Origin of the sequence: Pseudobythopirellula maris (assembly GCF_007859945.1) — a bacterium.
Lineage (GTDB): Bacteria > Planctomycetota > Planctomycetia > Pirellulales > Lacipirellulaceae > Pseudobythopirellula > Pseudobythopirellula maris.
Window position 1 is genome coordinate 1,275,540 of the sequence record NZ_SJPQ01000002.1, and the last position, 21,486, is coordinate 1,297,025.

Sequence of the window (21,486 nt, forward strand, 5' to 3'; positions counted from 1 at the left end):
GTTGAAGTCAGCGGCGCACCGATACGACCCGTTTTCAATCACCACCACCCTGAGAAGAAGGCGAGGCCGCCATGTCCCCGCTCGGACTGCTGCTGTTGATCGTCGTCGTTTTGCTGCTCCTGGGCGCACTGCCCGCCTGGCCGCACGCCCGCAACTGGGGCTACGGGCCGAGCGGCGGACTCGGCTTGGTGCTCGTCATTGTCCTGGTGTTGGTGCTTCTGCAGCGTGTGTGACACACGATGCATTCGATGTTTATTCATAACCCAAGTGATGAAGGAGAAAGCGATGGACTCCACGGCAACCGACCAATGGGGGCCTTGCAAGACCTGCGAATGGTGGCAGATCGAGCCCACCGCCGCTGAGGAGAACCTCACCGTGGGCGTTTGCATCGAGAAGCAGTTGCAACCGCTCCTCTTGCGGGTGAGCGGCCAGAGCGGCTGCAACCATCACCATGAGGGCGAGCCGCAGCGCGAGGAAGGGTCGTCCGAGAACCCGCCGTCGCCAAGCGTGGTGGGTTCCTGAGAAACCCGCGCATCGCCTACCGAAACACCGGGTCACTCGACCGCGGCGACCTCGTCCAGTGGCGGCAAGCACTCGTTTGGCTCTACGGCGGACTCCTCCGACTGAGAGCCGAGCCGCTTGGCGAGCTCGCGGAACAGGTCGTCTCGGTTGATTGGCTTAGGCAAGTAGCCATTGCAGCCCACCTCGAGGCACCGTTCCATGTCGCCATCCATGGCGTGAGCCGTAAGGGCCAGGATCGGGGCTTTGAAGCCGGCGTCACGCAGCCGCCGTGTGGCCGCGAGGCCGTCGAGCACGGGCATCTGCACGTCCATGAGCACGACGGCGGGCTCTTCACGCAGGGCGGCCTCGAGGCCGGCCAAACCGTTGGCCTCTTCGAGGATCTCCGCTCCCTCGCCGCCGAGCATCATCCGTAGCAGCATCCGGTTGGTGGAATTGTCGTCGACCACCAGCACCCTCACGCCAGTCAGGTCGAGCGGGCCACCGGCTTCGGGGGTGATCTTTGCAGCGCGCAGCTGTGCGCCCTTCGCTGGCGCCACCAGGGGACCAGTAGTGACTGTGAGCGTGAACGTGCTGCCTTGATCCGCGGTGCTGACTGCGGTGACGCCGCCGCCCAGCAACTCGGCCAGCATGACGCTGATCGACAGGCCGAGTCCGGTCCCCTCGATGTGGCTGGTCGACTCGTCCTCGACCTGCTGGAAAGGATCGAAGATCGCTTCGAGCTTGTCCTCGGGAACACCGAGTCCCGTGTCGTGAACGTCGACTATCAGCAGGTCGACGCCTTCGCGGCGTTCGGTCCGCGCCGCCACACGCACTCCCCCTCGGAGAGTGAACTTGACCGCGTTGCCTACCAGGTTGATGAGAACTTGCTTGAGACGCGCGGGGTCGGTGACGATCGACGCGGGGGGCGGAGTCTCCCATTCAAGGTCGAGCGAGATCGCCGCCGACTCGGCGCGGATCTTGAGCACCGAGACCACCTCTTCGAGGATCACCGCGGGGTCGCACGACCGGGGCCGGCACTCTAGGCGCCCGGCCTCGATCTTCGACAGGTCGAGGATGTCGTTGATCAGCTGCAAGAGGTGCTTGCCGCAGCCGTGGATCGTGGCCAGGCAGTGCTGGTTCTCGGTTTCGTCCAGGTCGCCCTGCTTGGACATGAGGATCTTGGTGAACCCCAACACGCCGTTGAGCGGGGTGCGGATCTCGTGGCTCATGTTGGCGAGGAAGGTGCTCTTGGCGCGGTTGGCCGCGCGCTCCTGCTCGGCCGCGCGCTTGATCAGGTCGAGAGACCCGCGGACCACCAGCGCCGCGATCGCCACCACGGCGACCCCGGCCAAGGCGGCCCACAGGGCCGCCGCCCGGATCACGTCGATCGAGCCGTCGAGCCGCGCCTTGCGACGCAGCACCTGGCTCAGCTCGTCGGCGATCAGCTCTTCGATCGGCGCCCGGTAGAGCGACTCGAAGCGGTCGACGTAGATCGTCGTGAACTCATCGAGAACGGCGTCGTGGTCGCCCTGTGCGCTGCTAACGATCAATTCGTCGAGATGGCGTTCGGCCTCGAAGAGGAACTCTTGCAACTCGGCGAGGGACCAGTGCTCCGCTTCCTCCTCCTCCTTGACCCGGTTCGCCTCGGACTCGCTGAGATCGTGGAGTTCGGCGAGCTCGATCTCTGAATACGTAAGCAGCCGTCGGATCAGCGACTGGGTTTGCTTGAGGCAGCTGCGGGCCTCGCCCGGGTTGTGGCTTGGGTCGAGCGACAACTCCCTAAGGGCCGACATCAGGTGGTCGTTCCCTAGGTTCTTCGCCGAGAGCAACTCGCGCAGCTGGTCCTCAGCGAGGTGCAACCGGTTTTGCTCGAGGACGATTTGATCCGTCGCGGCGCGCACACCCCACGCCAAGCCGAGCGTGACCGCGAGGCTGAGAGAGAAGGCGATCAGGGTTTTGGTGTAGACGCTCATGTCATGCGTTACTGGTCGTCGCGGGCGTGGTTCGCTCAATACATACCCACACCGCTGAGGCGTAGGTCACACCGTTAGAGCGGTTTGCTCATAGGTGTAGACGCTCGGCTCGCGATCGGCGTCATGGCTTCGTCAGCCTGCATCGACAATGCACCGCATTGCCTGCTTCGGCTTCCTCGCCACGCCGCCAATCGCTTCCCCGCTCGTCCACACCAATTCGAAAAACGCTCTAATCGCGGCGAGCCGCCTATCGCCGTAGATCGGGCTTCGGTCTCACACGTGTGGGGGAGATAGAAAAAAGTGTGGTCCTGACGGTCCCAAGGACCGCTGTTGTGGGAAGCCGAGAGACCCACCCGCTGGGCTGCGGCAGACCGAACCAATGGAGGCGCTCAGAACCCCGCGCGCCAGAATGAAAAAAAGAGGCCGGGCGGTTGGCCGCCCGGCCTCTAGGTGTTGATCGAATTGGTCGATTCGCGATCAGATATCGAGCGCGACCTTCTCGGCCTTGGCCGCGGCGCGAAGCTTCGTGAGCGCCCGGGCCTCGATCTGTCGGATCCGTTCCTTGGTGACGCCGAGCTCGGCGCCGACCTCTTTCAAGGTGAGCGGCTCGCGGCTGTGGTCGAGGCCGAACCGCGAGATCACGATCTTCTGCTCGCGCTCGTCGAGGCGGCGCAGCATACGCTCGATGTGCCGCTCGCGGTCCTTCTGGGCCGCCTCGCGGATCGCCGGGTTGGCGCGGTGCTCCTCGGTCGCGGCGAACAGCTCGTCGTGGCTCGTGCGGAAGCGGTCCTTGTGCTTGTACTCGCCCGGGATCGTGCGGGCGAAGTTCTTCATGATCGCCCACGTGGCGTACGTGCTGAACTTGTTGCCGCGGGCGAAGTCGAACTTCTCGATCGCACGCATCAGCGACACGTTGCCGTCGCTCACGAGTTCGAAGAAGCTCTGCTCGGGCGTCAGGTGCCGCTTGGCGATCGACACCACGAGGCGCAGGTTGGCCCGCGAGATGGCGTTCTTGGTCTCGACGGCCTGGGCGTGCAGCGACTCGATCTCGTCCATCAGCGAGGCCTTCGGCCGGCTCGGGTCGAGCTCGTCGCGGAGCTTGGCGGCCTTGTGCTTCAGGTAGTTGTACTTGCGGAAGATGTGCTGCTCCTGCTCACGCGTGAGCAGCGGCACCTCGTACAAGCTGGCCAAGTAAGCCGGCAGGTCGGCCGGGCGGCGGCTCTTGCGCGGCGTGGTCTCGGGCTCGGGCATCGGGCCGAGGCAAGCCTTGTCGGCCCCCTTGCGCGTGAAGCGCGGGTTCGGCATGTAGTCGAGCGGCAGCTCCATGATCGTCTGGGCGCGACGCTCGTTGATCACGCGGTAGATCGTGGTCTTGGTGCGGTCGTACTCCTTCATCAGCCGCTCGACCGACACGCCGCGGTCGTGCTCCTCGTAGATGCGCTGCTTCTGCGCCTCGGTGAGCGGGCCGTTGAGGTCCGGGAAGATCGCCAGCTCCGGGTTCTCCGCGTCGAACTGCTGGAGCGTGGCGCGCACCGTTTCGACGCTCCGCCCGGTCCGCTCGGCGAGCAGACGCGAAGCCTCGGTGCGGCTGCGGCCCTCGTCGGCGTGGCGGCGGGCGTGCTCCAGGAGCTCGCGGCGCTGCTCGTCGCTCAGCTGGCTGAACCGCGAGCCGCGGTCGACGCGCTCCTGGTTGTTGCGCACAAAACGATCCACGCTCGAACGGAGGAACCCGACACGCTTGCGGCCGTCGAACACCAATCGGCGGCTCACCAGGCCGAGCTCACGCCAGCGGCTGATCGTTTTGGTCGACACGTTGAATTGCTTGGCGAGCTGCTCGACGGTGAGCACCTGCTCGCCGACGGCTTCGACCGGCAGGTCGACAGCGTCCGACAGGTCCTCGACCAGCAGACGCAGGTCGTGCAGCAGCTCGAGCCCCAGCATCTTCTCACCGGTCTCGTCGTCGGGGCGGTAGCCGGTCACGCGGAACGCGACGTACTCGTAAGGGTACGACTTGCCCGGATCGATCTCGGCGATCAGCCGCTCGGTGGCGACGACCTGCTCGAGCTTCTTCTCGCGCGGCGCGTAACGCACCTGGTGGTCACGCAGGCGGTCGATCAGCGGGTTATGGTAAGCACGTTGCATGATGGTGGTCGGCCTCTTCTCGGGCGCCCGCGGCGGGCTCGGTTTGCCTGATCTCTGTCGCGTCTCCCCCTTCGGCGGGCGATCGGGGCCTGGCGAGGCCTCGGTGATTCGCCTGCTAGGGATTCGCTCCAGCGGCCGTAAGTCTTGGCCCCGCGTTTGGGCTGGCGTCGCTTAGGCTCGCACACGCTGCTACGTGTCTCGCCTCCGCGGGGCAACGCCCGCGGCGCCAGCATTCGGGGCCAATCGTCGGCTGCTAGTTGTACGCCAGTTAGTCGTTTTGGGTCGATACAAAGTTCGCGCCGCCATCGGCGCGACCGTCAGGGGCGGCCTTTCGGCATGATCCAATTCGACGCAAGTCATTATATGATAATGACATAGGACGAATTGCCGTACGGCGACAGTCGCGGAGAGCCGTAATTCTGGGATCCCTGCTCGAGCGGCTACACGCCGCCCGGTGGGCGGCAAAGGGCAAGCAAGAAAAGTGCGAACTTTTTTGGGCTGAATCGCGTCGCCCGTGCTGGACGATTGATCCCCAAGCGGGCAATGGGCCCGATTCTCGACCGCTTATCTCGCCCCAGGCAAGGACGCCGCCATGCGTTACCGCCCGCTCCTGTTCGCTTTGTCGCTCGTCGCCTATTCACTGGCCGCCGATTCGATGGCCGCCGCGGCCCACGCCGCCGGTCCCGCTGTGAGCGGCCCCCAAGCGAATGGCCAGCGGAGTGTGGCCGTGCGGATTGATCTCGAGGCGAGCGGCGTGATCGGCGCCGCGGAGGAAGACAAGCAGCCGAACGCCATGGCGGGCGCGAAGCAACCGGCCGGCAGGCCTTTCCAGCTCGCCGCCCAGTTCGCCTACACAGAAACCCCACTAGCGCCCGCCGCGGGGGCCGAAGACGGCGCGGCGTCGCTCCGCGTGCTGCGCGACTACCGCACCGCCGAGGCGACCATCACCGTCGGCAAGACCAAGCTCAAGCCGCGGCTCGCCGAGTCGAACCAGCTGCTGGCCGTCGAGTCGACCGACCGCGGGTTGCGGTTCGCGTCGCTCGCCGGACCGCTGACGCGCGAGGAGCTCGACCTCGTGATGGCGCTCGCCAACCCGATCGCCGCCGACCGGTTGATCCCCACCGGGCCGCTCAGGGAAGGGATGACATGGGAGCTCGGCGCCCGGGCGCTCGGCCCGCTCGTCGCCCTCGAGTCGGTCACCCTCGGCGAGGCGAGCGGCGTGGTCGACGCGGTTTCGGGACGCTACGCTCGGCTCCGTTTCGCCGGCGCGGTGCACGGCTTGCTCGATGGCGCCGAGACCGAGTACGACCTCGAAGGGGTCGCCTTGCTCGACCGGCGGACGAACCGCCTGACGCGGCTGAACCTGGGCGTCGCCGAACGCCGCGCCGAGGGCCCCGCCACGCCGGCGATGCGGACCAAGGCGAAGGCGCGGATCACGTTCGCTTCGGCCGGCGACAACCGTCCTGGGCAGAGCGGCGATGCGATCGCCGAGGCGAACCGCCGGCTCGACTCGGACGAGGAACGCCGGCTCGCGCTGCTCGAGCCGGGCGCGGGCGTGCTGCTGCTGCACGACGCGGCCTGGCGCCCGGCCGGGGTGACGCGCGAGGCGGTCACCCTCAAACGCGTGGCGGGCGAAGAACTGGTGGGCCAGACCACGCTGCGCCGCCTGCCCCCCAAACGGATCGAACGCCAGCCGACCGTCGAGGAGTTCGCCAACGAGATGCGCCGCACGCTCGCCGACCACAGCCCGCGGATCGGCAAGACCGAGCAATGGACCAGCCCGGGGGGCGAGCGCTGCCTGCGGATCGTTAGCCACGGGGTGTTGGACGGCTCGCCGGTCGAGTGGCGCCACGGCCTGGTGATCGCGGCCGAGGGGGGGCCGAGCGTCTCCTTCGCCACCACGATCTACGGCACGGCCGAAGCCTTAGGAGAAGCCGACCGCGAGCTGCAAGACGCCCTGCGCTTCACCGACGCCGGCCCGACCGAGCAGGCCAAGCTCCCCGGCGACACGGTGCGTTAGAGGTTTTGAACCACGAAGGAACAAAGGAACAACGACGAAGATAAAGAAGGAACCCACGAATACGCGCGAATAAAGACGAATGAATATTCGCTTCTATTAACGCGTATTCGTGGGCTCTTTTTCTTCTTTGTCTTCGTTTCCTTCGTTCCTTTGTGGTTCAGCTCCTCCGCGGTTCGCCTCAGCCGCCAAGGTGCTCCAGCAAGAAAGTGGTGACCCGTTTCGGGCTCACCACGCCGTGCACCTTGTCGTTGGCGTCGACCACCGGCACGTGGCGGTGGCCCATCACGGCCATCACCGCCAACGCGGCGCCGGCCGAGTCGTTCTCGTGCACGAAGAGCGGTTCGGGGGTCATGACCTCGCTGACTGGCTGGTCCTTGACCGTGTCGTACTCCAGGGCCACTCGGTTGAGGATGTCGCGGTCCGCGAATATGCCCAACAGCTGGTCGTTCTCCACGACCATCGCGCAGGCCACCTTCTTCTCGGCCAGCAGACGCACGGCTTGCGAGACGGTTGCGGTGGGGGCTATCTCGAGGAAGGGGCTCGACTCGATCGCGGTGACCTTCTCCTCGGCCAGCACACGCTCTAGCGCGTCGACATACTCGGGCGGGTCGTAGTTCTGCAGCGGGTCGTCGAAGTGGTGCGGCATGATCAGGCTCCTTCACGCTTGCGGAAGTTGTGGGGGGTGCCGATACGCTGCACCATCACCTGGGCCGGGAAGTGCTCGGCGATGTATTCCATCAGGCCCTTCTGGCCGGTGAGGCCGACCAGGCGGCCGTCGTCGTCGAGCACGCTGACGAATCGCGTGTTGTCGCGGATCATCGCCTGCAGCACCCGTTCCATCGGGTCGCTCGTTCGCACCATGCAAACGTTCCGCGACATGTGCTCGGCCAGCGGGTCGTTCACCGCCGCGGGGTTCTCGGCCATCAGCGTGCGGAGCATCCCCTCGGTGAACACGCCCATCGGGCGATGCTCGCCGTCGATCACCACGACGCAGCCAAGCGCCCGCTCGCGCATCGCGCGGATCGCCTCGCGGACGGTCCCACCCGTCGCCACGGTGACCGGCGCCCGCAGGTCGGCGCGGGCGATCGGCTCGGTTTGTAGGTTTTCTAGCAATCCCATTTTCGGTATCTCTTTATGGCGGAAGCCGCGCCTGTCGTATTGATTTACGATCGGCCGTGCCGACCGATGCGCATCTTACCCGATGGGGCCCCGATTGGTCCAAGTCGTTTCGTCGCGGGCGACAAACTGTCGCGGCCGGCAAACGCAAGACGCCTAAGCGCAAGACTCCGCCAACGCCGTGGCGGGAGAGAAACGGCCCGTCCGCAGGAAATTAGTCACCAATCCCGCCGTTTCGCGGCGCCACAAGATGCCGGTGTGCCAGGTGTCGATCATCGCGTGGTCGGCCTGGTCGTCGAGCCGGGTCGACTCGGGGCGGACCACGCGGTCGTGACGGGCGGCGAGCACACCCACCTCCTGGCCGGCGCCACCGCGGCCGGTCGCCCCCGGCAGGCGGTTGACGAAGCTCTCGGCGTGGTCGGTCAGCTCGAGCAGAGTCGGGCTGATCCAGCCGTGCGTGGGGCCCAGCATCCGGGCGACGTGCGACCCGCGGTTCGGCGGGGCGAGCATCACGATCCGTCCGACCGATTCGGGCAGGCCGGCGAGGATCGCACAGCGGATCACGATATTGCCCATGCTGTGACCCACAAGGTGGATCGTGGCGTCGGGCCGTTCGGCGGCGAGCCGCCGCAGCCTCTCGGCGAAGCGGGCGCCGTAGTCGCGATTCGAACCTCGGAGCGTGGCGTAGCCCCACAACCGCGGATCGAAACCGTCACGCCGCAGCCGCCGGGCGAGCGGCAGGAACTGCCAGCGGCTCGAGAAGATGCCGTGCGTCATCACGACGATCGGTGAGGGGGTGTCTGGCATCGCGAAGGGCCCTGCAAAGGTTCGTTGAGCAAAAGTGCTCTAGAGCGGTATTCGAATTGGTGTGGACGAGGGGGGAAGCGATTGGCGGCGTGGCGAGGAAGCCGAAGCAGGCAATGCGGTGCATTGTCGATGCAGGCTGACGAAGCCATGACGCCGATCGCGAGCCGAGCGTCTACACCTATGAGCAAACCGCTCTAAAGGCATCCTAGGAGGGTGTTCGCTTACGACGAGCCTGCCTTGCCCGCTGGCTATGAGCGGATCAGGTGATGTGCTCACTAAACCCGGGCCTGAGGGAGCCGGTGCGGCCCTCGCACTCCGCTCAGCCCCACTTGCGGAGCGCCCTGATGCACAGCACGGCGCCGGCCGTGGCGAAGACCAGGTCGCCCGCGACGCTCGTGGCGAGCTTGTCCAGCAGCCAGTAAGCCGCCGAGCCGAGCAGCGAGCCGGCCACGCCGACCGTCAGCAGGCCCACGACTCCGGGCTTGCCCGTCTTGGTCAGTCGGCTGGCGATCCAGCCGGCGGTCAAACCGATCAGCAGCAGGTAGATGAGGCTAAGCATACGGGCAGCATACTGCCGCGGCTGTTCACGCCAAAGGCCGCCTTCTACCCCGGCGCGGCGCCGCGCCCGGGGAACGTGGGCAGCACCTGGTCGAGCCGCGTGATGTGCAGCGCGTCGGCGCATTGCTCGTGCAGACCGCTCAGCCGCAGCTGGCCGGAATGCGTCGCCAGTCGTTTGTGCAGCCGCACCAACTCGCCCATCAGGCTGCTCGGCAGGAAGGCGACGTCGTCCATCTCGAGGACCACGTCGCGGACGCCCCGCTCGTCGATCGCCGCCCAGAGCCTCTCGACCAATCCCAGCGCCGGGGTGGGCTGATCGCCCTCGGGGTAAGGCCGCACATAGAGCCGGTCGCCCTCGTGCTCCAGAGTCGCCCACCAGCCGTCGCCCACGCACATCGTTTGCGTCTCAGCCATGTCGCCGCCCTCGAAAGAGAATGGCCGCTGATACGCGCGGAAAGACGCGGATGCCGCTAGAGCGGTATTCGAATTGGTGTGGACGAGCGGGGAAGCGATTGGCGGCGTGGCGAGGAAGCCGAAGCAGGCAATGCGGTGCATTGTCGATGCAGGCTGACGAAGCCATGACGCCGATCGCGAGCCGAGCGTCTACACCTATGAGCAAACCGCTCTAGGCGTGGCACAATCGTATCGCTGGCCGGATCGCCGACCATTGAAACGCGCGCAGCGTGAGAAAACAATCGATTCCGCCAAAACAACGGAATGCTTTAAAACCGATTCAGCGCGTGCGGTTTGACTCGGGCTTTAGTTCGCCACACGTTCAGACCACTGAACAGCCGCCCGTCTTACGGCGCCAGTAGCAACCGGCCCGGGGCCGCGAGCAGGCCCTTCAGGTCGTTGACGAAGCGGGCCGCGTCGGCGCCGTCGACCACGCGGTGGTCGTAAGTGAGCGAGAGCGGCATCACGAGCCGCGGCTCGATGGCGCCGTCGCCCACGACCCACGGCAGCATGCGGCTGCGGCCCACCAGCAAGATCGCCACCTCGGGCGAGTTGATGAGCGGCGTGGAGTACGTGCCCCCGACCGCGCCCATGTTGCTGATCGTGAACGTGCCGCCCTGCATGTCCTCGAGCGTCAGCGAACCCTCGCGCGCCTTGGTGACGATGCGGTCGAGCTCCGAGGCGATCTGCGAGATGCTCATCCGGTCGACGTCGCGGAGCACAGGCACGACCAGCCCGCGTTCGCTGTCGACCGCCACACCGATGTTCACGTACTCCTTGTAGATGACCGTCGACTGCTCCATGTCGACCGAGGCGTTCACCACGGGGTGCTTCTTCAGCGCCCCGGCGATCGCCTTCACCAGGAACGGCAGCTGCGTGAGCTTCAGGCCACGCGCCGCGTAGTCGTCCTTGCTCTGCTTGCGGATCTTCTCCAGCTCCGACACGTCGACGTCGTCGAAGTTCGTCAGCTGCGGGATCGTCGTGTAGCTGGCCACCATGTTGCGGGCGATCGCCTGCCGCATGCGGCTCATCTTCTCGACGCGCACCGCGCCCTGGCTGTCGGAACCGACCGCGCCGGGCGGGGTGACGCCCGTGGGCGAGGGGGCCTGGGCCCGCTGGTTCGACTGGCGGACGTACGCCTGCACGTCCTCCTCGGTGATGCGACCGGCCGCGCCGTTGGGCCGGACGCGACGCAGGTCGACGCCCAGCTCACGGGCCAGTCGTCGGACGGCGGGGCCGGCGGCGGCCGACGAGTGGCCGTCGCCCGGCGTGTCGACCGCTCCGGCGGCCACGGTCACCGGTGTGTGCGCTTGCTGGGCGGGCTCGAGCGCCGCCACGGCCGGTGTCGGCACGGGCGACGGGGCCACGGGGGCCGGCGCCGCCGGCTCGGGAGCGGGGGGCGCCGCCGGCGCTGGCGCGGCGGCCTGCGGGGCCGGTTCGGGCTCGGGCTCCGACGCCGGCGGGGCGGGTTCGGGCGCGGCCGCGGGGGCTGCGGCGCCGGCCTCGATCTCGAAGATCGGTGCGCCGACCTTCACCGTGTCGCCCTCGCCGACCAAGATCTTGGTGATCGTGCCCGCCTCGGGGCTCGGGACCGGCATCGTCGCCTTGTCGGTCTCGATCTCCAGCAGGTCTTGATCGACCGTGACCGTGTCGCCCTCCGAGACGAGGACGCTGAGCACGTCGCCCGAGTCGATGTTCTCACCGAGGCTCGGCAGTTTGATTTCGCTTGGCATGTCTTAGCGTTCTAGTTCGCGTTCGTGACTAGAAGTGGTTTGAGTAAGTCTGTCGTTAGGCGTACAGCGCGAAAACCTTGTCGCGGTCGACGCCCAAGTCGTTGATCGCGCCGTCGACGACGCTCATCTCGAGCTTGCCCGTCTTGGCCAGCTTGTAGAGCGTGCCGATGACGATGAACTCCTTGTCGACCTCGAAGTGCCGGCGGAGCGCCTCGCGGCTCTCGCTGCGGCCCATGCCGTCGGTGCCCAGGGCGAACAGCCCGCCGGGACACCACGCGGCGACCTGCTCGGGCAACGCCCGGATGTAGTCGCTCGCCGCGATGCAGGGGCCCTCGGCGCCCTCGAGCGCCTCTTCGATGTAGCACTTCTTCTTCGGCGAGGTCGGGTTGAGCATGTTCCAACGCTCGACTTCGACGGCGTCGCGCCGCAGCTCGTTGTAGCTCGTCACGCTCCAGACGTCCGAAGCCACGCCGTACTTCTCGGCCAAGATCTGCTGCGCGTCCAACACGCCGTGCAAGATCGAGCCCGAGCCGAACAGCTGCACCCGGTGGTCGCCCGATGAGTCCACGCTCCTCAGCTTGTACATGCCGCGGATGATGCCTTCTTCGACACCCTCGGGCATCTCCGGCATGGGAACGTTCTCGTTCTCGACCATCAGATAGTAAATCGCCGTTTCATTTTCGGCGTACAACTTTTTCAAGCCGTGCATCACGATCACGGCAATCTCATAGCCATAAGCTGGGTCGTAAGCCCGCACTGTGGGGAAGGCGATCGCGTTCACGAGGGAGTGGCCGTCTTGGTGCTGCAAGCCCTCGCCGTTGAGCGTCGTGCGGCCGGCGGTGCCGCCGATCAGGAAGCCTTTGGCCCGCATGTCGGCGGCGGCCCAGATCAGGTCGCCCACGCGCTGGAAGCCGAACATCGAGTAGTAGATGAACATCGGGATCATGTTCACGCCGTGCGAGCTGTAGGCGGTGCCGGCGGCGTTGAACGAGCTCATGCTGCCCGCCTCGGTGATGCCCTCTTCGAGGAGCTGGCCGTCTTGGGCCTCCTTGTAGTAGGCGATCTGGTCGGCGTCGACCGGCTCGTAGAGCTGCCCGGCGTGGGCGTAGATGCCGACCTGCCGGAACAGGCCTTCCATGCCGAACGTGCGTGACTCGTCGGGCACGATCGGCACAATGTACTTGCCAATTTGTTTGTCGCGGAGCAAGTCCTCTAGAAGCCTGACAAAAGCCATTGTGGTGGAGATCGTCTTGCCGTTGATCTTCTTGTCGAGAGTCTTTTGGAAGTCCGCCAGGGTCGGCACCTCCATCGGCACCGGGGCGCTGTTGCGTGCGGGGACCGAGCCGCCGAGCGCCTCGCGACGCTCCTTGAGGTACTTCATCTCCGGCGAGTCAGCCGGCGGCTTGTAGAACGGCGCCTCGGCCACCTTCTCGTCCGAGATCGGGATGCCGAACCGGCTGCGGAACTCGCGCAGCTCGTCCTCGTTGAGCTTCTTGTTGTTATGGGTCATGTTGCGACCCTCGCCCGCCTCGCCGAGGCCGTAGCCCTTGATCGTCTTGGCGATGACCACCGTCGGCTTGCCGTTCTTTTGGGTGATGGCCCGCTGGTAGGCGGCGAACACCTTCTCGGGGTCGTGCCCGCCACGACGCATCCGCTCGAGCTTCTCGTTCGAGAGGTTTTTGACGCGCTCCAGCAGCTCGGGGTACTTGCCGAAGAACTTCGAGCGGATGTACTCGCCTCCGGCGACGACGTACTTCTGGTACTCGCCGTCGACGACCTCCATCATGCGGCGCGCCAGCAGGCCGTCGTCGTCCGACTCGACGTACGGGTCCCAGTCGCCGCCCCAGATCACTTTGATCACGTTCCAGCCGGCGCCGCGGAACGTCCCCTCGAGTTCCTGGATGATCTTGCTGTTGCCGCGCACCGGCCCGTCGAGCCGTTGCAGGTTGCAGTTGATCACAAAGACCAAGTTCTCAAGCTTCTCGCGCGAGGCCAACGAGATGGCGCCCAGCGTCTCCGGCTCGTCGCACTCGCCGTCGCCCAGGAAGGCCCAGACGTGCTTCTTCGAGCAGTCCTTGATGCCGCGGTCCGTGAGGTACTCGTTGAACCGCGCCTGGTAGATCGCCATGATCGGCGCCAGGCCCATCGAGACCGTGGGAAATTCCCAGAAGTCGGGCATCAGCCACGGGTGGGGGTAGCTCGACAGCCCGCCCCCTTCGCTCAGCTCGCGGCGGAAGTTCACCAGGTTCTGCTCGTCGAGGCGCCCCTCGAGGAACGCCCGGCTGTACATGCCGGGGGCGGCGTGGCCTTGGTAGTAGACCTGGTCGCCGGAGTAGCCGTCTTCGCCGCGGCCCTTGAAGAAGTGGTTCTGCGCCACCTCGTACAGCGTGGCCGACGAGGCGAACGTGCTGATGTGCCCGCCGGGCGAAGCCGGGTCGCGGTTCGCGCGGGTGACCATCGCCATCGCGTTCCAGCGCACATAGCTCTTGATGCGCCGCTCGAGCTCGCGGTCGCCCGGGTAAGCGGGCTGCTCGCTGCGCGGGATCGTGTTGACGTACGGCGTGGTGGCCGTGAACGGCAGGTCGACGCCGTTGCGCACGGCGGCCGCCTCGAGCGCGGCCAAGAGCTCGCTCACGCGCTCGGGGCCCTTGCTCTCAAGGACGTAGTCGAGCGATTCGAGCCACTCGGCCGTCTCGGTCGGGTCCACGTCGTTCGGGATCGGCGAGTTCGGCGTTACGTCGGCGCTAGCCATGAAGGTTTCCCTTAGGAATGGGGGTAAGTCTCGCCCATTGGTCATTGGTGCTTGGTCATTGGTCATTCGTTGGTGTGAATGACCAATGACCAAATCCCAATGACCAATGGTTTGTTTGTAACGCGTTACTTTCTTTTCGGCCGGTAGACTTCCGTCGCCGTGCCCAAGTGCACTTCGCCGGCGAAGGCGACCGTTTCGCTCAGCGTCGGGTGCGGGTGGATTGTCTCGGCCACATCGCGCACCGTGCAGCCCATCTCGATCGCCAGCGTCGCCTCGGCGATCAGCTCGCCGGCGCCGGCGCCGACGATGCCGCAGCCCAGCACTCGGTCGGTCTCGGGATCAACGATCCACTTCGTCAGTCCGTCGGTGCGGCCGTTGGCGATCGCGCGGCCCGAGGCCTGCCAGGGGTACTGCGATACTTTAACCTTTCGGCCCGCCTTTTTCGCCTCGTCGGCAGTAAGTCCCGCCCAGGCGATCTCCGGGTCGGTGAACACGATGGCCGGCACGGCCTGGGCGTCGTAGGCGGCTGGTTCGCCGGCGAGCACCTCGGCCGCGATTTTGCCCTCGTACGCCGCCTTGTGCGCCAGCATCGGGTCGCCCGCCACGTCGCCGATCGCCATGATGTGCGGGTCGGCGGTGCGCTGCTGGGCGTCGACCTCCACAAAACCCCGCTCGTTCACCACCGCCCGGGTGTTCTCCAGCCCAAAGCCCTTGGAGACCGGCCAGCGGCCGATCGATACTAGCACCCGGTCGAACTCGACGGCGCCCGACAGGTCGGGCCCCTCGATCTGTACTTCGACCGTCTCGCCCAGGTCCTTGAGCCCCGCCACCTTGTGTCCCAAGTGAACCGCCTCGAACCGGGCGCGGATCCGCTTCTCAAGCGGCTTGACCAGGTCGCGGTCGGCGCCCGGCAGCAGGCCGTCGGTCATCTCCACCACCGTCACCTTCGAGCCGAGCTCCGAGTAAACGGTGCCCATCTCCAGGCCGATGTAGCCGCCGCCGATCACCAGCAGCCGCTCGGGGATGTCCTCAAGGGCCAGCGCCCCGGTCGAGTCGACCACCCGCGGCGAGCCGATGTCGAGGAACTTCGGCATCGCCGGCACGCTGCCGGTGGCCAGGATGCAGTGGTCGAACGTGAGCCGCTCGCTGTCGTAGGTCGACGGGTCGCCCCCTTCGAGCTGCAGCGTGGTGGAGTTCACGAACACGCCGCGGGCGTGGATCTTCTTCACCTTGCGCGCTTCGGCCAGCTTGCCCAAGCCGCCGGAGAGCTGCTCGATGACCGACTCTTTGCGGGCGCGGACCTTGTTGATGTCGATCGACGGCTTGCTGAAGCCGACGCCCCACTCGGCCATCTCCTCGGCCTCGGAGATGATCTTGGCCACGTGCAGCAGGGCTTTCGACGGGATGCAGCCCCGCAGCAGGCAGGTGCCCCCCAGACGCGGGTCGGCCTCGACGATGGCGACCTCCATACCGAGGTCGGCGGCGAGAAAGGCGGCGGCGTAACCGCCGGGGCCGCCTCCGAGAACGACTACCTGAGAATGCATGGGCGCGTGGAAGGGGGGGAATCGGGCTCGTTGAGGGTCGTGCGACGGGGCCGCATAGGCGGCCCGACGCGTCGGACCCAGCTCGGCGAGGAACGGCCGAGTAAACCAAACGGCGGCCGACCGCTCGCTGGCGAATGGGTCGCCGCGGTCGCCCAGACCGTATCGTCGGACGGGGAAAGGTGGGGCGGCTCCCTTCGCGGGGGCGTTCCCTTGCCCCAACACCGGTTTCCGCAGCCTGCTCAGTTTACCCCCCACCGTGGGCCCTCACAATGGCCTCGGCGGGGCGGGATTCGCCCTAGAATTCCCGCACATGCAGCCTAGAAACGCGGTTTCGGGCCGATTCTGTGCCGCGTGGAGCAGGGTCGTGGGCGGCGGACTCCCCCGAGGGGCGCTGCCTTGGCGTCCTCGGCGACGTGTGGCTATGGGGGGTGGCGGACTCCGGATCCCGCTACGGGGCGCCGACGCTCTCAAGTCAGCGGGACAAAGGGGAGACGCGATTCCCTACTCCCCAAGGTTCAGGCGCCGCGCCAGTGGGATCGGCGACGTTTTATCTAAGCCTGTGCCTGATTCGCTCTGGCGGCACGCCAGTGGCGCCCGGCGCAAACGGAAGCAGAGCGCCCGCCAGGTCCGGTTAACGCGGGGTTAGGTTGCTAGCCTGATCGCCACTGCCAGGTTGGCGAAATACGAACCACAGCACAATGCTACTGGCTCCCAAAGTGACCGCTGTAGCGAGGATGCCGATCGCATGTGCGAGGGCTGCGTGGGTCGTGTAGCTAATAGCGTTGAAATCATTCTGCGCACCAGCCACAAAGGCAAGGTAGTTATTCACCACATCAAACAAAGGCGAAGTGACGAGGATCGTCAACAACAGCCCAAAGACCAGGGGTTGGGATCGAGGCACGAACTTCATCAGCACCACGGCGCCAAAGATTGCGAGAAGGGCGTCCGTAAGATACGGGAACAGCACAATGACAAACTCACTCCAGTCGCTGGAATACTGGGTCGTAACATGTCCGCCACTCAATTCACCTTGCATGAAGTGCGGAAACAGTTGCACCTCAATGACCCGCTCGCCCAGCACAACCGCCGGCAAGAGATGCCGCAACTCATGCAGCGGACTGTAGGTCACATACCAGAGACCGAATATCGTGGTGACATACAGCATTATCCGAGATGGCCGCAGGCCTGCTCGCTGATAGTACAAGATCAACGGGAGAATGATCAGCAGTGCGATCTGCATCGTGGTGAATATCAATAGTATGCACCTTCATAAATCATATATAATCGTTTCTGAGCAGTTCGTAGGTCAGGCTGTGCCTGACGCCCAGCCACGTCGTATTGCGTCACTCTCTTCTACGCGGACACCGCGTCAGGCAGAGCCTGACCTACCCGCTCGAGTACTCGGGTGCACGCGATTGTTCGTCGGCATTTTGATCGAAGCAGTTGACGTAGATCAACCAGCCGCAAACCAACGCCACACGAAATATACAGCGTAGCCAATCAGCACGGCCCGTGCGACGATACTGATCGGCGACATCTTCAGTTTGGTTTGTTGACGCGTGACCGGAAAAGGGAGTTCGCCCTTCCAGTACCGCCAACCGTTCAGTCCGAAGTGGTAAGTGTCATTGTCTGTTCGGACCGCCAAAACATACCCAGGGATGCGAAGTATTGGCGACCGAAATGATGACAAAACGGCCTCCCGTATGTCGGCATATGCGACGGTCCAAATACCACATTCGAGCCGGTCGGAATGCAGTTTCAATCGACCACGTCGTGACGTAATCCACTTCGGTCCGGTGCGCAATTGGTCGCCGTCTGCGATCACGGCCTTCGTCATGCAACTATGCAGCGGTTGGTCCATTTTCAGTCCGACGAACGTTTGAGGTAACCGGGTTGGCGGACCAAAGGAATAAGCGTTGGCACACAGTGAACTGTAATCGAAGGAAACGACTCTGAAGAACCGAAAGGCGAGCCAACTCCGGTTCACCGATTTGTTCGGCGGTCACTCCAGTTGAGGCCAGCCTTTGTTTTCCTTGCCGATGTGCAACACTCCGTAGAGAAGTACCAATCCGATGAGGCCACCGACAGCGGGACCAATTCCAAGGCCGATAGAAAGGTTGACGACGAGGGCAACGACACTTGACAGGCAGAATCCCCAGAATCCCCATTTCTTCCACTGAAACAGCGCGATGGCGCAAACCAGGTTGAACAGTGAGAAGACAATCAGAACGGGAAATGCCCATCCCGGAGCATCAGGCAAGGATCTGCGAATGGCATCGCTCCCCACGAGATACATGAGGGCACTCGCTGAATTCGCGATGATCATCAACACCAACCACGCCGTCAAACACCCGTGCCTACTCTTTCCCTCTGCCATGCGATTCTCCTTCGGAACACTGCTTTCGTGTCGGCTGGAGCGCCGTGCTCCTTGGCATGTCCGCCGAACGCCAGCCTTCTGCGGTAAGCTGAAGGCTTATCCGTAGCAAGGCTTTGTTCTGCCGTTTTCTGCGCCGCTAGACCGGGCGCCCGTCTTTGTACCGCTTATCGTACGCGGGCCATCCGTATGCGCCATCGTGATCCTCAACCCCAATGCTGCACCTCTTGGCCAGAGGCAATTGCTTGAATAGTCTCTCCTTCCGTCCTTGGAGGAGTATGTCCTTTAGCATCTGCCCAACCGGTTCCGCTAGTTCATCGTCTTCGCCGAGTTTCCGTCGTTTCCCATTTTGCAGGATCAGCTCAATCGATTCACCATTGTCGAAAAGCGCATCAACAGCGGCTAGCCAATGGGGAAATTCCAACCAGTTCTCTTCGATGTAGGATTGCCATTCGCCGTCTGGCGAACCATCCGGGCGCGTGTCGAAGACGAGTGCCACCCAACCGGCTTGAGACACCTGAAATCCGAGTGTGATTTGTGAAATCGGATCATCGTCTTCGCCGGGGCCGTTGTTGACGTAAACGGGGTAATCAGTCACGCGCTCCTTGATAAAATCAAATACTGTTTTGGCGTCAACTCTAAGGTCGATTTTCATGCAATCCCTTTCATCGCTGCAGAACAATAATTATACAGAAGCAATTCTGCCTAACCCATTAAGCAGGCACGGCCAGTATCGCCGTAACTCCGGTTGACCGCAAGCTTTGCCGCCTACTGAGGCGACCGGGCCGCTGCTTATACAGATCCGACTTGATAAACCGCACAGGAGTGCACGTAATGCGGGTGTGAAGCGGGTAGTCCGTAGGATGGGTGCTCGCACCCATCTTCCCAGTAAGCTCCACACGGCCGCAATACAATCGCAATACGGCCGAGCCGACGATCAGTCCATCTACTGCTTCCCAGCGTGTCAGTTCGCTCGCAATTCGAAGATGGGTGCGAGCACCCATCCTACTCACTGCAGCCGGTGGTTAGGGCCAGCTCGTCAAGGTCCACAACATCGGCCGCAACAAAGGTGACCGAACCATGCGAGGCCTCGAAGTCAGCCACTTCGACACCAATTCCCTCCCACTGGCGATGCCGGATGTCGAGGATCACCATACCGCCGGTGGACTGCGGAAAGCCTTCCTCGATCTTGAGTCGACGGGGCGTCAGGAAGCGTAGACGCCGCACTGTATCGGCACGCTTTAGCGTCAAATCCAGATGAGCTCCGAGCCGAGCCTCTTCTCCGCAGCAATAATCGAAGCGCACGATCTCAAACTGGTGAGGATGCTCGATGATTGGATGTATCGGGCTATCGCCGTAGGTCTCAGGCATAGGGCCCTAGCGTAAAAGGCTCAGTTGCCGGCCGCCCGCGGGAGCAGGCGTTCAACCGACCCCACCATTCTACTCGCGGGCGCCGCCGGTCAACTGCAGCCGGTGGTTATGCCCCGGTGTCTACGCCTCCAAGTATCTGGTCGCGAAGATAGCTCCACGTTGCGTCATAATCCGTTTCCAACTCGATTGGATATGGTTCGCCGTGATAATCGGGAATACGCGAGAGTCGATCGGCAAACTCAGAAACATCACGTGTGTAGAACACCCATTGACGCGCACCATCAAAAGTCAGCACCCCAGTGAGAACGGCGTGAGCATCGGCTTCAACCGCAGCGGTCAAATGGTCTTCAAAACGCCCCATCTCTTGGCCGACCTCGTTGTCCGGTAGTTGTTGGCCCGAACCTTCCTCCGCATACGCCCACGTAATCGAGAGTCGGTGTGGATGGGAACGGCAGTCGCGAGGAGCGAGAACTGGCTGACGGAAGCGGATCAAGCCGGGGCCAGATGTGTGTTGGATTTCCGCCACAGCCCACTGGTCGTCCTTGAGCAGTTGCTTAACGGGTTGTAACTTCCAAAGGGGCATAACAATAAGTATGCAGAAACAATTCTGCCTATCCCATTAAGCAGGCACGGCCATTATCGCCGTAACTCCGGTTGCCCGGCTGGTTGCACTGCGGTTTAGGCGCCACTGCGGGCTTGTCCCAATCCTGTTCGGCGCCATATTTGCGCGTTGATTTATGGGATTGCGCGGCGGTGGTTTTTCGGTCATCGTGGCCGGCATGGCCTCGAAGAAGCAACGCATCCGCGAGCGGGACGTGCAGGGGGTAAAGCAACTCGAGCAGTTGCTCCCGCTGCTCGAGCGGCTCCACACGGTCGGTTGCGGGCGGGACAAGGCAGGCAACCGTTCGCTGCACATGGACCAGTACTGCATGCTGATCCTGCTGTTCTTCTTCAATCCGATCTTCACCTCGCTCCGCGGGCTGCAGCAGGCGTCGGAGCTGAAGAAGGTGCAACGCAAGCTCCGCTGCCCCCGGACCAGTCTCGGGTCGCTCTCGGAGTCGGCTAGGGTGTTCGATAGCGAGGGTCTCAAGGAGATCATCGGAGAACTCGCCGAGCAGCTCAACACGCTCCCCGCTTCCACGCGGATGAGCGAAGCGGCCGGGAGGCTCACGGCAGTCGACGGCACGCTGCTGGCCAAGCTGCCACAGATCACCCACGCGGCGTGGCGGACGCGTCTCTGCCCGGACGGCTGGAAGATGCACACGCACTTCGAGGTGCTCCGTGGCGTGCCGGTCAAGGCGGAGCTGACCGACGGGCGGGGCAAGGGCGATTCGAGCGAGAAGGCCTCGATGCGTCGCTTGCTTGAAGCGGACCGCTGCTACGTGATGGACCGCGGTTACGAGCAGTTCTCCTTGTTCAACGCGATCGTTGCGGCGGGCAGCAGTTATGTCTGCCGCGTCCGCGGCGACCACCACTTCGCCCCCCGGCAGAGCAACGAGCTCTCGCAAGAGGCGCTCGACGGGGGCGTCCTAGACGACGCCATCGGCAAGCTGGGGTCTGAGAAGAGCGTGCGGATCGAGCACCCCGACCACGATGTCCGCGTGGTGCGGGTGCGGGCCGAGTCACACCCCAAGCGAGGCGGCCGGCGGCGGCACGCCGCGTCGCAAGACATCGTGCTGGCCACCAACCTGCACGACGTGCCGGCGGAAGTTGTCGCCCTGATGTACCGCTCCCGCTGGCAGATCGAGATCTTCTTCCGCTTCTTCAAGCACGTGCTCGGCTGCCGGCGCCTGCTCTCGCAAGACCGGGAGGGAATCGAGATCCAAACCTACTGTGGCGTCATCGTGTGCATGCTCATCAGTCTGTGGACCGGCCGCCAGCCAACGCTGCGGACCTTCGAGATGATCTGCCTGTATCTGCAGGGCTGGGCCGACGATGAGGAGGTGCTCGCGCACCTCCAAAAACTCAAACCGATCGCCGAATAACCCCCGTCGCGAGCCGCCGACGCCGGGGCGATCGACGCTGCGCGCTCGGCACGAATGGCCCGCCTGTCCTTGGCGCCGCTGGCCGCCTAACGGTCCGCCACCCCCCACCCCCCACAGTCAGAACCCGAAGAGCAACCGCAGTGCCGAACAGGATTGG

At 64.5% G+C, this 21,486-nt stretch carries 19 protein-coding genes; 4 read left to right on the top strand and 15 right to left on the bottom strand.

The features are described 5' to 3' along the window. The first annotated feature begins 71 nt into the window (after positions 1 to 71). On the top strand, positions 72 to 233 hold the full coding sequence (locus Mal64_RS12840; RefSeq protein WP_146400730.1) for a DUF3309 family protein: 162 nt from the start codon (positions 72 to 74) through the stop codon (positions 231 to 233). A 52-nt stretch (positions 234 to 285) separates the two neighbouring features. Continuing rightward, on the top strand, positions 286 to 522 hold the full coding sequence (locus Mal64_RS12845) for a hypothetical protein (RefSeq protein ID WP_146400732.1): 237 nt from the start codon (positions 286 to 288) through the stop codon (positions 520 to 522). Positions 523 to 554: 32 nt separating this feature from the next. Here Mal64_RS12845 and Mal64_RS12850 read toward each other — a convergent pair whose 3' ends face one another. Together Mal64_RS12850 and Mal64_RS12855 are read right to left on the bottom strand one after the other, a co-directional pair. Next, complete coding sequence (locus Mal64_RS12850; RefSeq protein ID WP_146400734.1) at positions 555 to 2,474, bottom strand: response regulator; 1,920 nt, start codon at positions 2,472 to 2,474, stop codon at positions 555 to 557. A 477-nt stretch (positions 2,475 to 2,951) separates the two neighbouring features. Beyond that, positions 2,952 to 4,616: a sigma-70 family RNA polymerase sigma factor gene (locus Mal64_RS12855; protein WP_146400736.1), complete on the bottom strand. Its 1,665-nt coding sequence runs from the start codon at positions 4,614 to 4,616 to the stop codon at positions 2,952 to 2,954. A gap of 592 nt (positions 4,617 to 5,208) precedes the next feature. Here Mal64_RS12855 and Mal64_RS12860 point away from each other — a divergent pair. Continuing rightward, the gene (locus Mal64_RS12860) at positions 5,209 to 6,636 is read left to right on the top strand and encodes a hypothetical protein (RefSeq protein ID WP_146400738.1); all 1,428 of its coding nucleotides are present in this window, start codon (positions 5,209 to 5,211) and stop codon (positions 6,634 to 6,636) included. 178 nt (positions 6,637 to 6,814) lie between these two features. On the opposite strand, the gene Mal64_RS12865 is transcribed toward Mal64_RS12860, so the two are convergent. From Mal64_RS12865 to Mal64_RS12925, 13 genes are all read right to left on the bottom strand, one after another. Continuing rightward, the gene (locus Mal64_RS12865; RefSeq protein ID WP_146400740.1) at positions 6,815 to 7,282 is read right to left on the bottom strand and encodes a CBS domain-containing protein; all 468 of its coding nucleotides are present in this window, start codon (positions 7,280 to 7,282) and stop codon (positions 6,815 to 6,817) included. A gap of 2 nt (positions 7,283 to 7,284) precedes the next feature. Then, positions 7,285 to 7,755 carry a CBS domain-containing protein gene (locus Mal64_RS12870; RefSeq protein WP_146400742.1) on the bottom strand — a complete coding sequence of 157 codons (471 nt, stop codon included), beginning with the start codon at positions 7,753 to 7,755 and terminating at the stop codon, positions 7,285 to 7,287. 153 nt (positions 7,756 to 7,908) lie between these two features. Next, complete coding sequence (locus tag Mal64_RS12875) at positions 7,909 to 8,559, bottom strand: lipase family alpha/beta hydrolase (RefSeq protein ID WP_146400744.1); 651 nt, start codon at positions 8,557 to 8,559, stop codon at positions 7,909 to 7,911. A 319-nt stretch (positions 8,560 to 8,878) separates the two neighbouring features. After that, entirely contained in the window at positions 8,879 to 9,118 is a 240-nt protein-coding gene (locus Mal64_RS12880) for a GlsB/YeaQ/YmgE family stress response membrane protein (RefSeq protein WP_146400747.1), read from the bottom strand. 44 nt (positions 9,119 to 9,162) lie between these two features. Then, positions 9,163 to 9,531: an STAS domain-containing protein gene (locus tag Mal64_RS12885; protein WP_197525717.1), complete on the bottom strand. Its 369-nt coding sequence runs from the start codon at positions 9,529 to 9,531 to the stop codon at positions 9,163 to 9,165. A gap of 386 nt (positions 9,532 to 9,917) precedes the next feature. After that, on the bottom strand, positions 9,918 to 11,303 hold the full coding sequence (locus tag Mal64_RS12890) for a 2-oxo acid dehydrogenase subunit E2 (RefSeq protein WP_146400751.1): 1,386 nt from the start codon (positions 11,301 to 11,303) through the stop codon (positions 9,918 to 9,920). Positions 11,304 to 11,358: 55 nt separating this feature from the next. After that, on the bottom strand, positions 11,359 to 14,055 hold the full coding sequence (aceE, locus tag Mal64_RS12895) for a pyruvate dehydrogenase (acetyl-transferring), homodimeric type (protein WP_197525718.1): 2,697 nt from the start codon (positions 14,053 to 14,055) through the stop codon (positions 11,359 to 11,361). A gap of 125 nt (positions 14,056 to 14,180) precedes the next feature. Then, positions 14,181 to 15,599 (bottom strand): dihydrolipoyl dehydrogenase, encoded by a 1,419-nt coding sequence (gene lpdA, locus Mal64_RS12900; RefSeq protein WP_146400755.1) that lies wholly within the window; start codon positions 15,597 to 15,599, stop codon positions 14,181 to 14,183. A 631-nt stretch (positions 15,600 to 16,230) separates the two neighbouring features. Continuing rightward, positions 16,231 to 16,839 carry a hypothetical protein gene (locus Mal64_RS12905; RefSeq protein WP_146400757.1) on the bottom strand — a complete coding sequence of 203 codons (609 nt, stop codon included), beginning with the start codon at positions 16,837 to 16,839 and terminating at the stop codon, positions 16,231 to 16,233. A 762-nt stretch (positions 16,840 to 17,601) separates the two neighbouring features. Continuing rightward, the gene (locus tag Mal64_RS12910) at positions 17,602 to 17,931 is read right to left on the bottom strand and encodes a hypothetical protein (protein ID WP_146400759.1); all 330 of its coding nucleotides are present in this window, start codon (positions 17,929 to 17,931) and stop codon (positions 17,602 to 17,604) included. 181 nt (positions 17,932 to 18,112) lie between these two features. Beyond that, entirely contained in the window at positions 18,113 to 18,628 is a 516-nt protein-coding gene (locus Mal64_RS12915) for a hypothetical protein (protein ID WP_146400761.1), read from the bottom strand. A gap of 350 nt (positions 18,629 to 18,978) precedes the next feature. Next, a complete protein-coding gene (locus Mal64_RS12920) occupies positions 18,979 to 19,344 on the bottom strand; it encodes a hypothetical protein (RefSeq protein ID WP_146400763.1) in 366 nt (121 codons plus the stop codon). Between the two features lie 106 nt (positions 19,345 to 19,450). Then, on the bottom strand, positions 19,451 to 19,927 hold the full coding sequence (locus Mal64_RS12925) for a DUF695 domain-containing protein (RefSeq protein WP_146400765.1): 477 nt from the start codon (positions 19,925 to 19,927) through the stop codon (positions 19,451 to 19,453). Between the two features lie 154 nt (positions 19,928 to 20,081). Here Mal64_RS12925 and Mal64_RS12930 point away from each other — a divergent pair, with 154 nt between their 5' ends. Further along, positions 20,082 to 21,329, top strand: coding sequence for an IS4 family transposase (locus Mal64_RS12930; protein WP_146400767.1), 1,248 nt, complete (start codon positions 20,082 to 20,084; stop codon positions 21,327 to 21,329). Positions 21,330 to 21,486 lie beyond the last annotated feature (157 nt).

Bases quoted from the DNA above. Each gene is read 5' to 3' on its own strand.
- Mal64_RS12840 (WP_146400730.1), top strand. From the start codon at position 72: ATGTCCCCGCTCGGACTGCTGCTGTTGATCGTCGTCGTTTTGCTGCTC.
- Mal64_RS12845 (WP_146400732.1), top strand. From the start codon at position 286: ATGGACTCCACGGCAACCGACCAATGGGGGCCTTGCAAGACCTGCGAA.
- Mal64_RS12850 (WP_146400734.1), bottom strand. From the start codon at position 2,474: ATGAGCGTCTACACCAAAACCCTGATCGCCTTCTCTCTCAGCCTCGCG.
- Mal64_RS12855 (WP_146400736.1), bottom strand. From the start codon at position 4,616: ATGCAACGTGCTTACCATAACCCGCTGATCGACCGCCTGCGTGACCAC.
- Mal64_RS12860 (WP_146400738.1), top strand. From the start codon at position 5,209: ATGCGTTACCGCCCGCTCCTGTTCGCTTTGTCGCTCGTCGCCTATTCA.
- Mal64_RS12865 (WP_146400740.1), bottom strand. From the start codon at position 7,282: ATGCCGCACCACTTCGACGACCCGCTGCAGAACTACGACCCGCCCGAG.
- Mal64_RS12870 (WP_146400742.1), bottom strand. From the start codon at position 7,755: ATGGGATTGCTAGAAAACCTACAAACCGAGCCGATCGCCCGCGCCGAC.
- Mal64_RS12875 (WP_146400744.1), bottom strand. From the start codon at position 8,559: ATGCCAGACACCCCCTCACCGATCGTCGTGATGACGCACGGCATCTTC.
- Mal64_RS12880 (WP_146400747.1), bottom strand. From the start codon at position 9,118: ATGCTTAGCCTCATCTACCTGCTGCTGATCGGTTTGACCGCCGGCTGG.
- Mal64_RS12885 (WP_197525717.1), bottom strand. From the start codon at position 9,531: ATGGCTGAGACGCAAACGATGTGCGTGGGCGACGGCTGGTGGGCGACT.
- Mal64_RS12890 (WP_146400751.1), bottom strand. From the start codon at position 11,303: ATGCCAAGCGAAATCAAACTGCCGAGCCTCGGTGAGAACATCGACTCG.
- aceE (WP_197525718.1), bottom strand. From the start codon at position 14,055: ATGGCTAGCGCCGACGTAACGCCGAACTCGCCGATCCCGAACGACGTG.
- lpdA (WP_146400755.1), bottom strand. From the start codon at position 15,599: ATGCATTCTCAGGTAGTCGTTCTCGGAGGCGGCCCCGGCGGTTACGCC.
- Mal64_RS12905 (WP_146400757.1), bottom strand. From the start codon at position 16,839: ATGCAGATCGCACTGCTGATCATTCTCCCGTTGATCTTGTACTATCAG.
- Mal64_RS12915 (WP_146400761.1), bottom strand. From the start codon at position 18,628: ATGAAAATCGACCTTAGAGTTGACGCCAAAACAGTATTTGATTTTATC.
- Mal64_RS12920 (WP_146400763.1), bottom strand. From the start codon at position 19,344: ATGCCTGAGACCTACGGCGATAGCCCGATACATCCAATCATCGAGCAT.
- Mal64_RS12925 (WP_146400765.1), bottom strand. From the start codon at position 19,927: ATGCCCCTTTGGAAGTTACAACCCGTTAAGCAACTGCTCAAGGACGAC.
- Mal64_RS12930 (WP_146400767.1), top strand. From the start codon at position 20,082: ATGGGATTGCGCGGCGGTGGTTTTTCGGTCATCGTGGCCGGCATGGCC.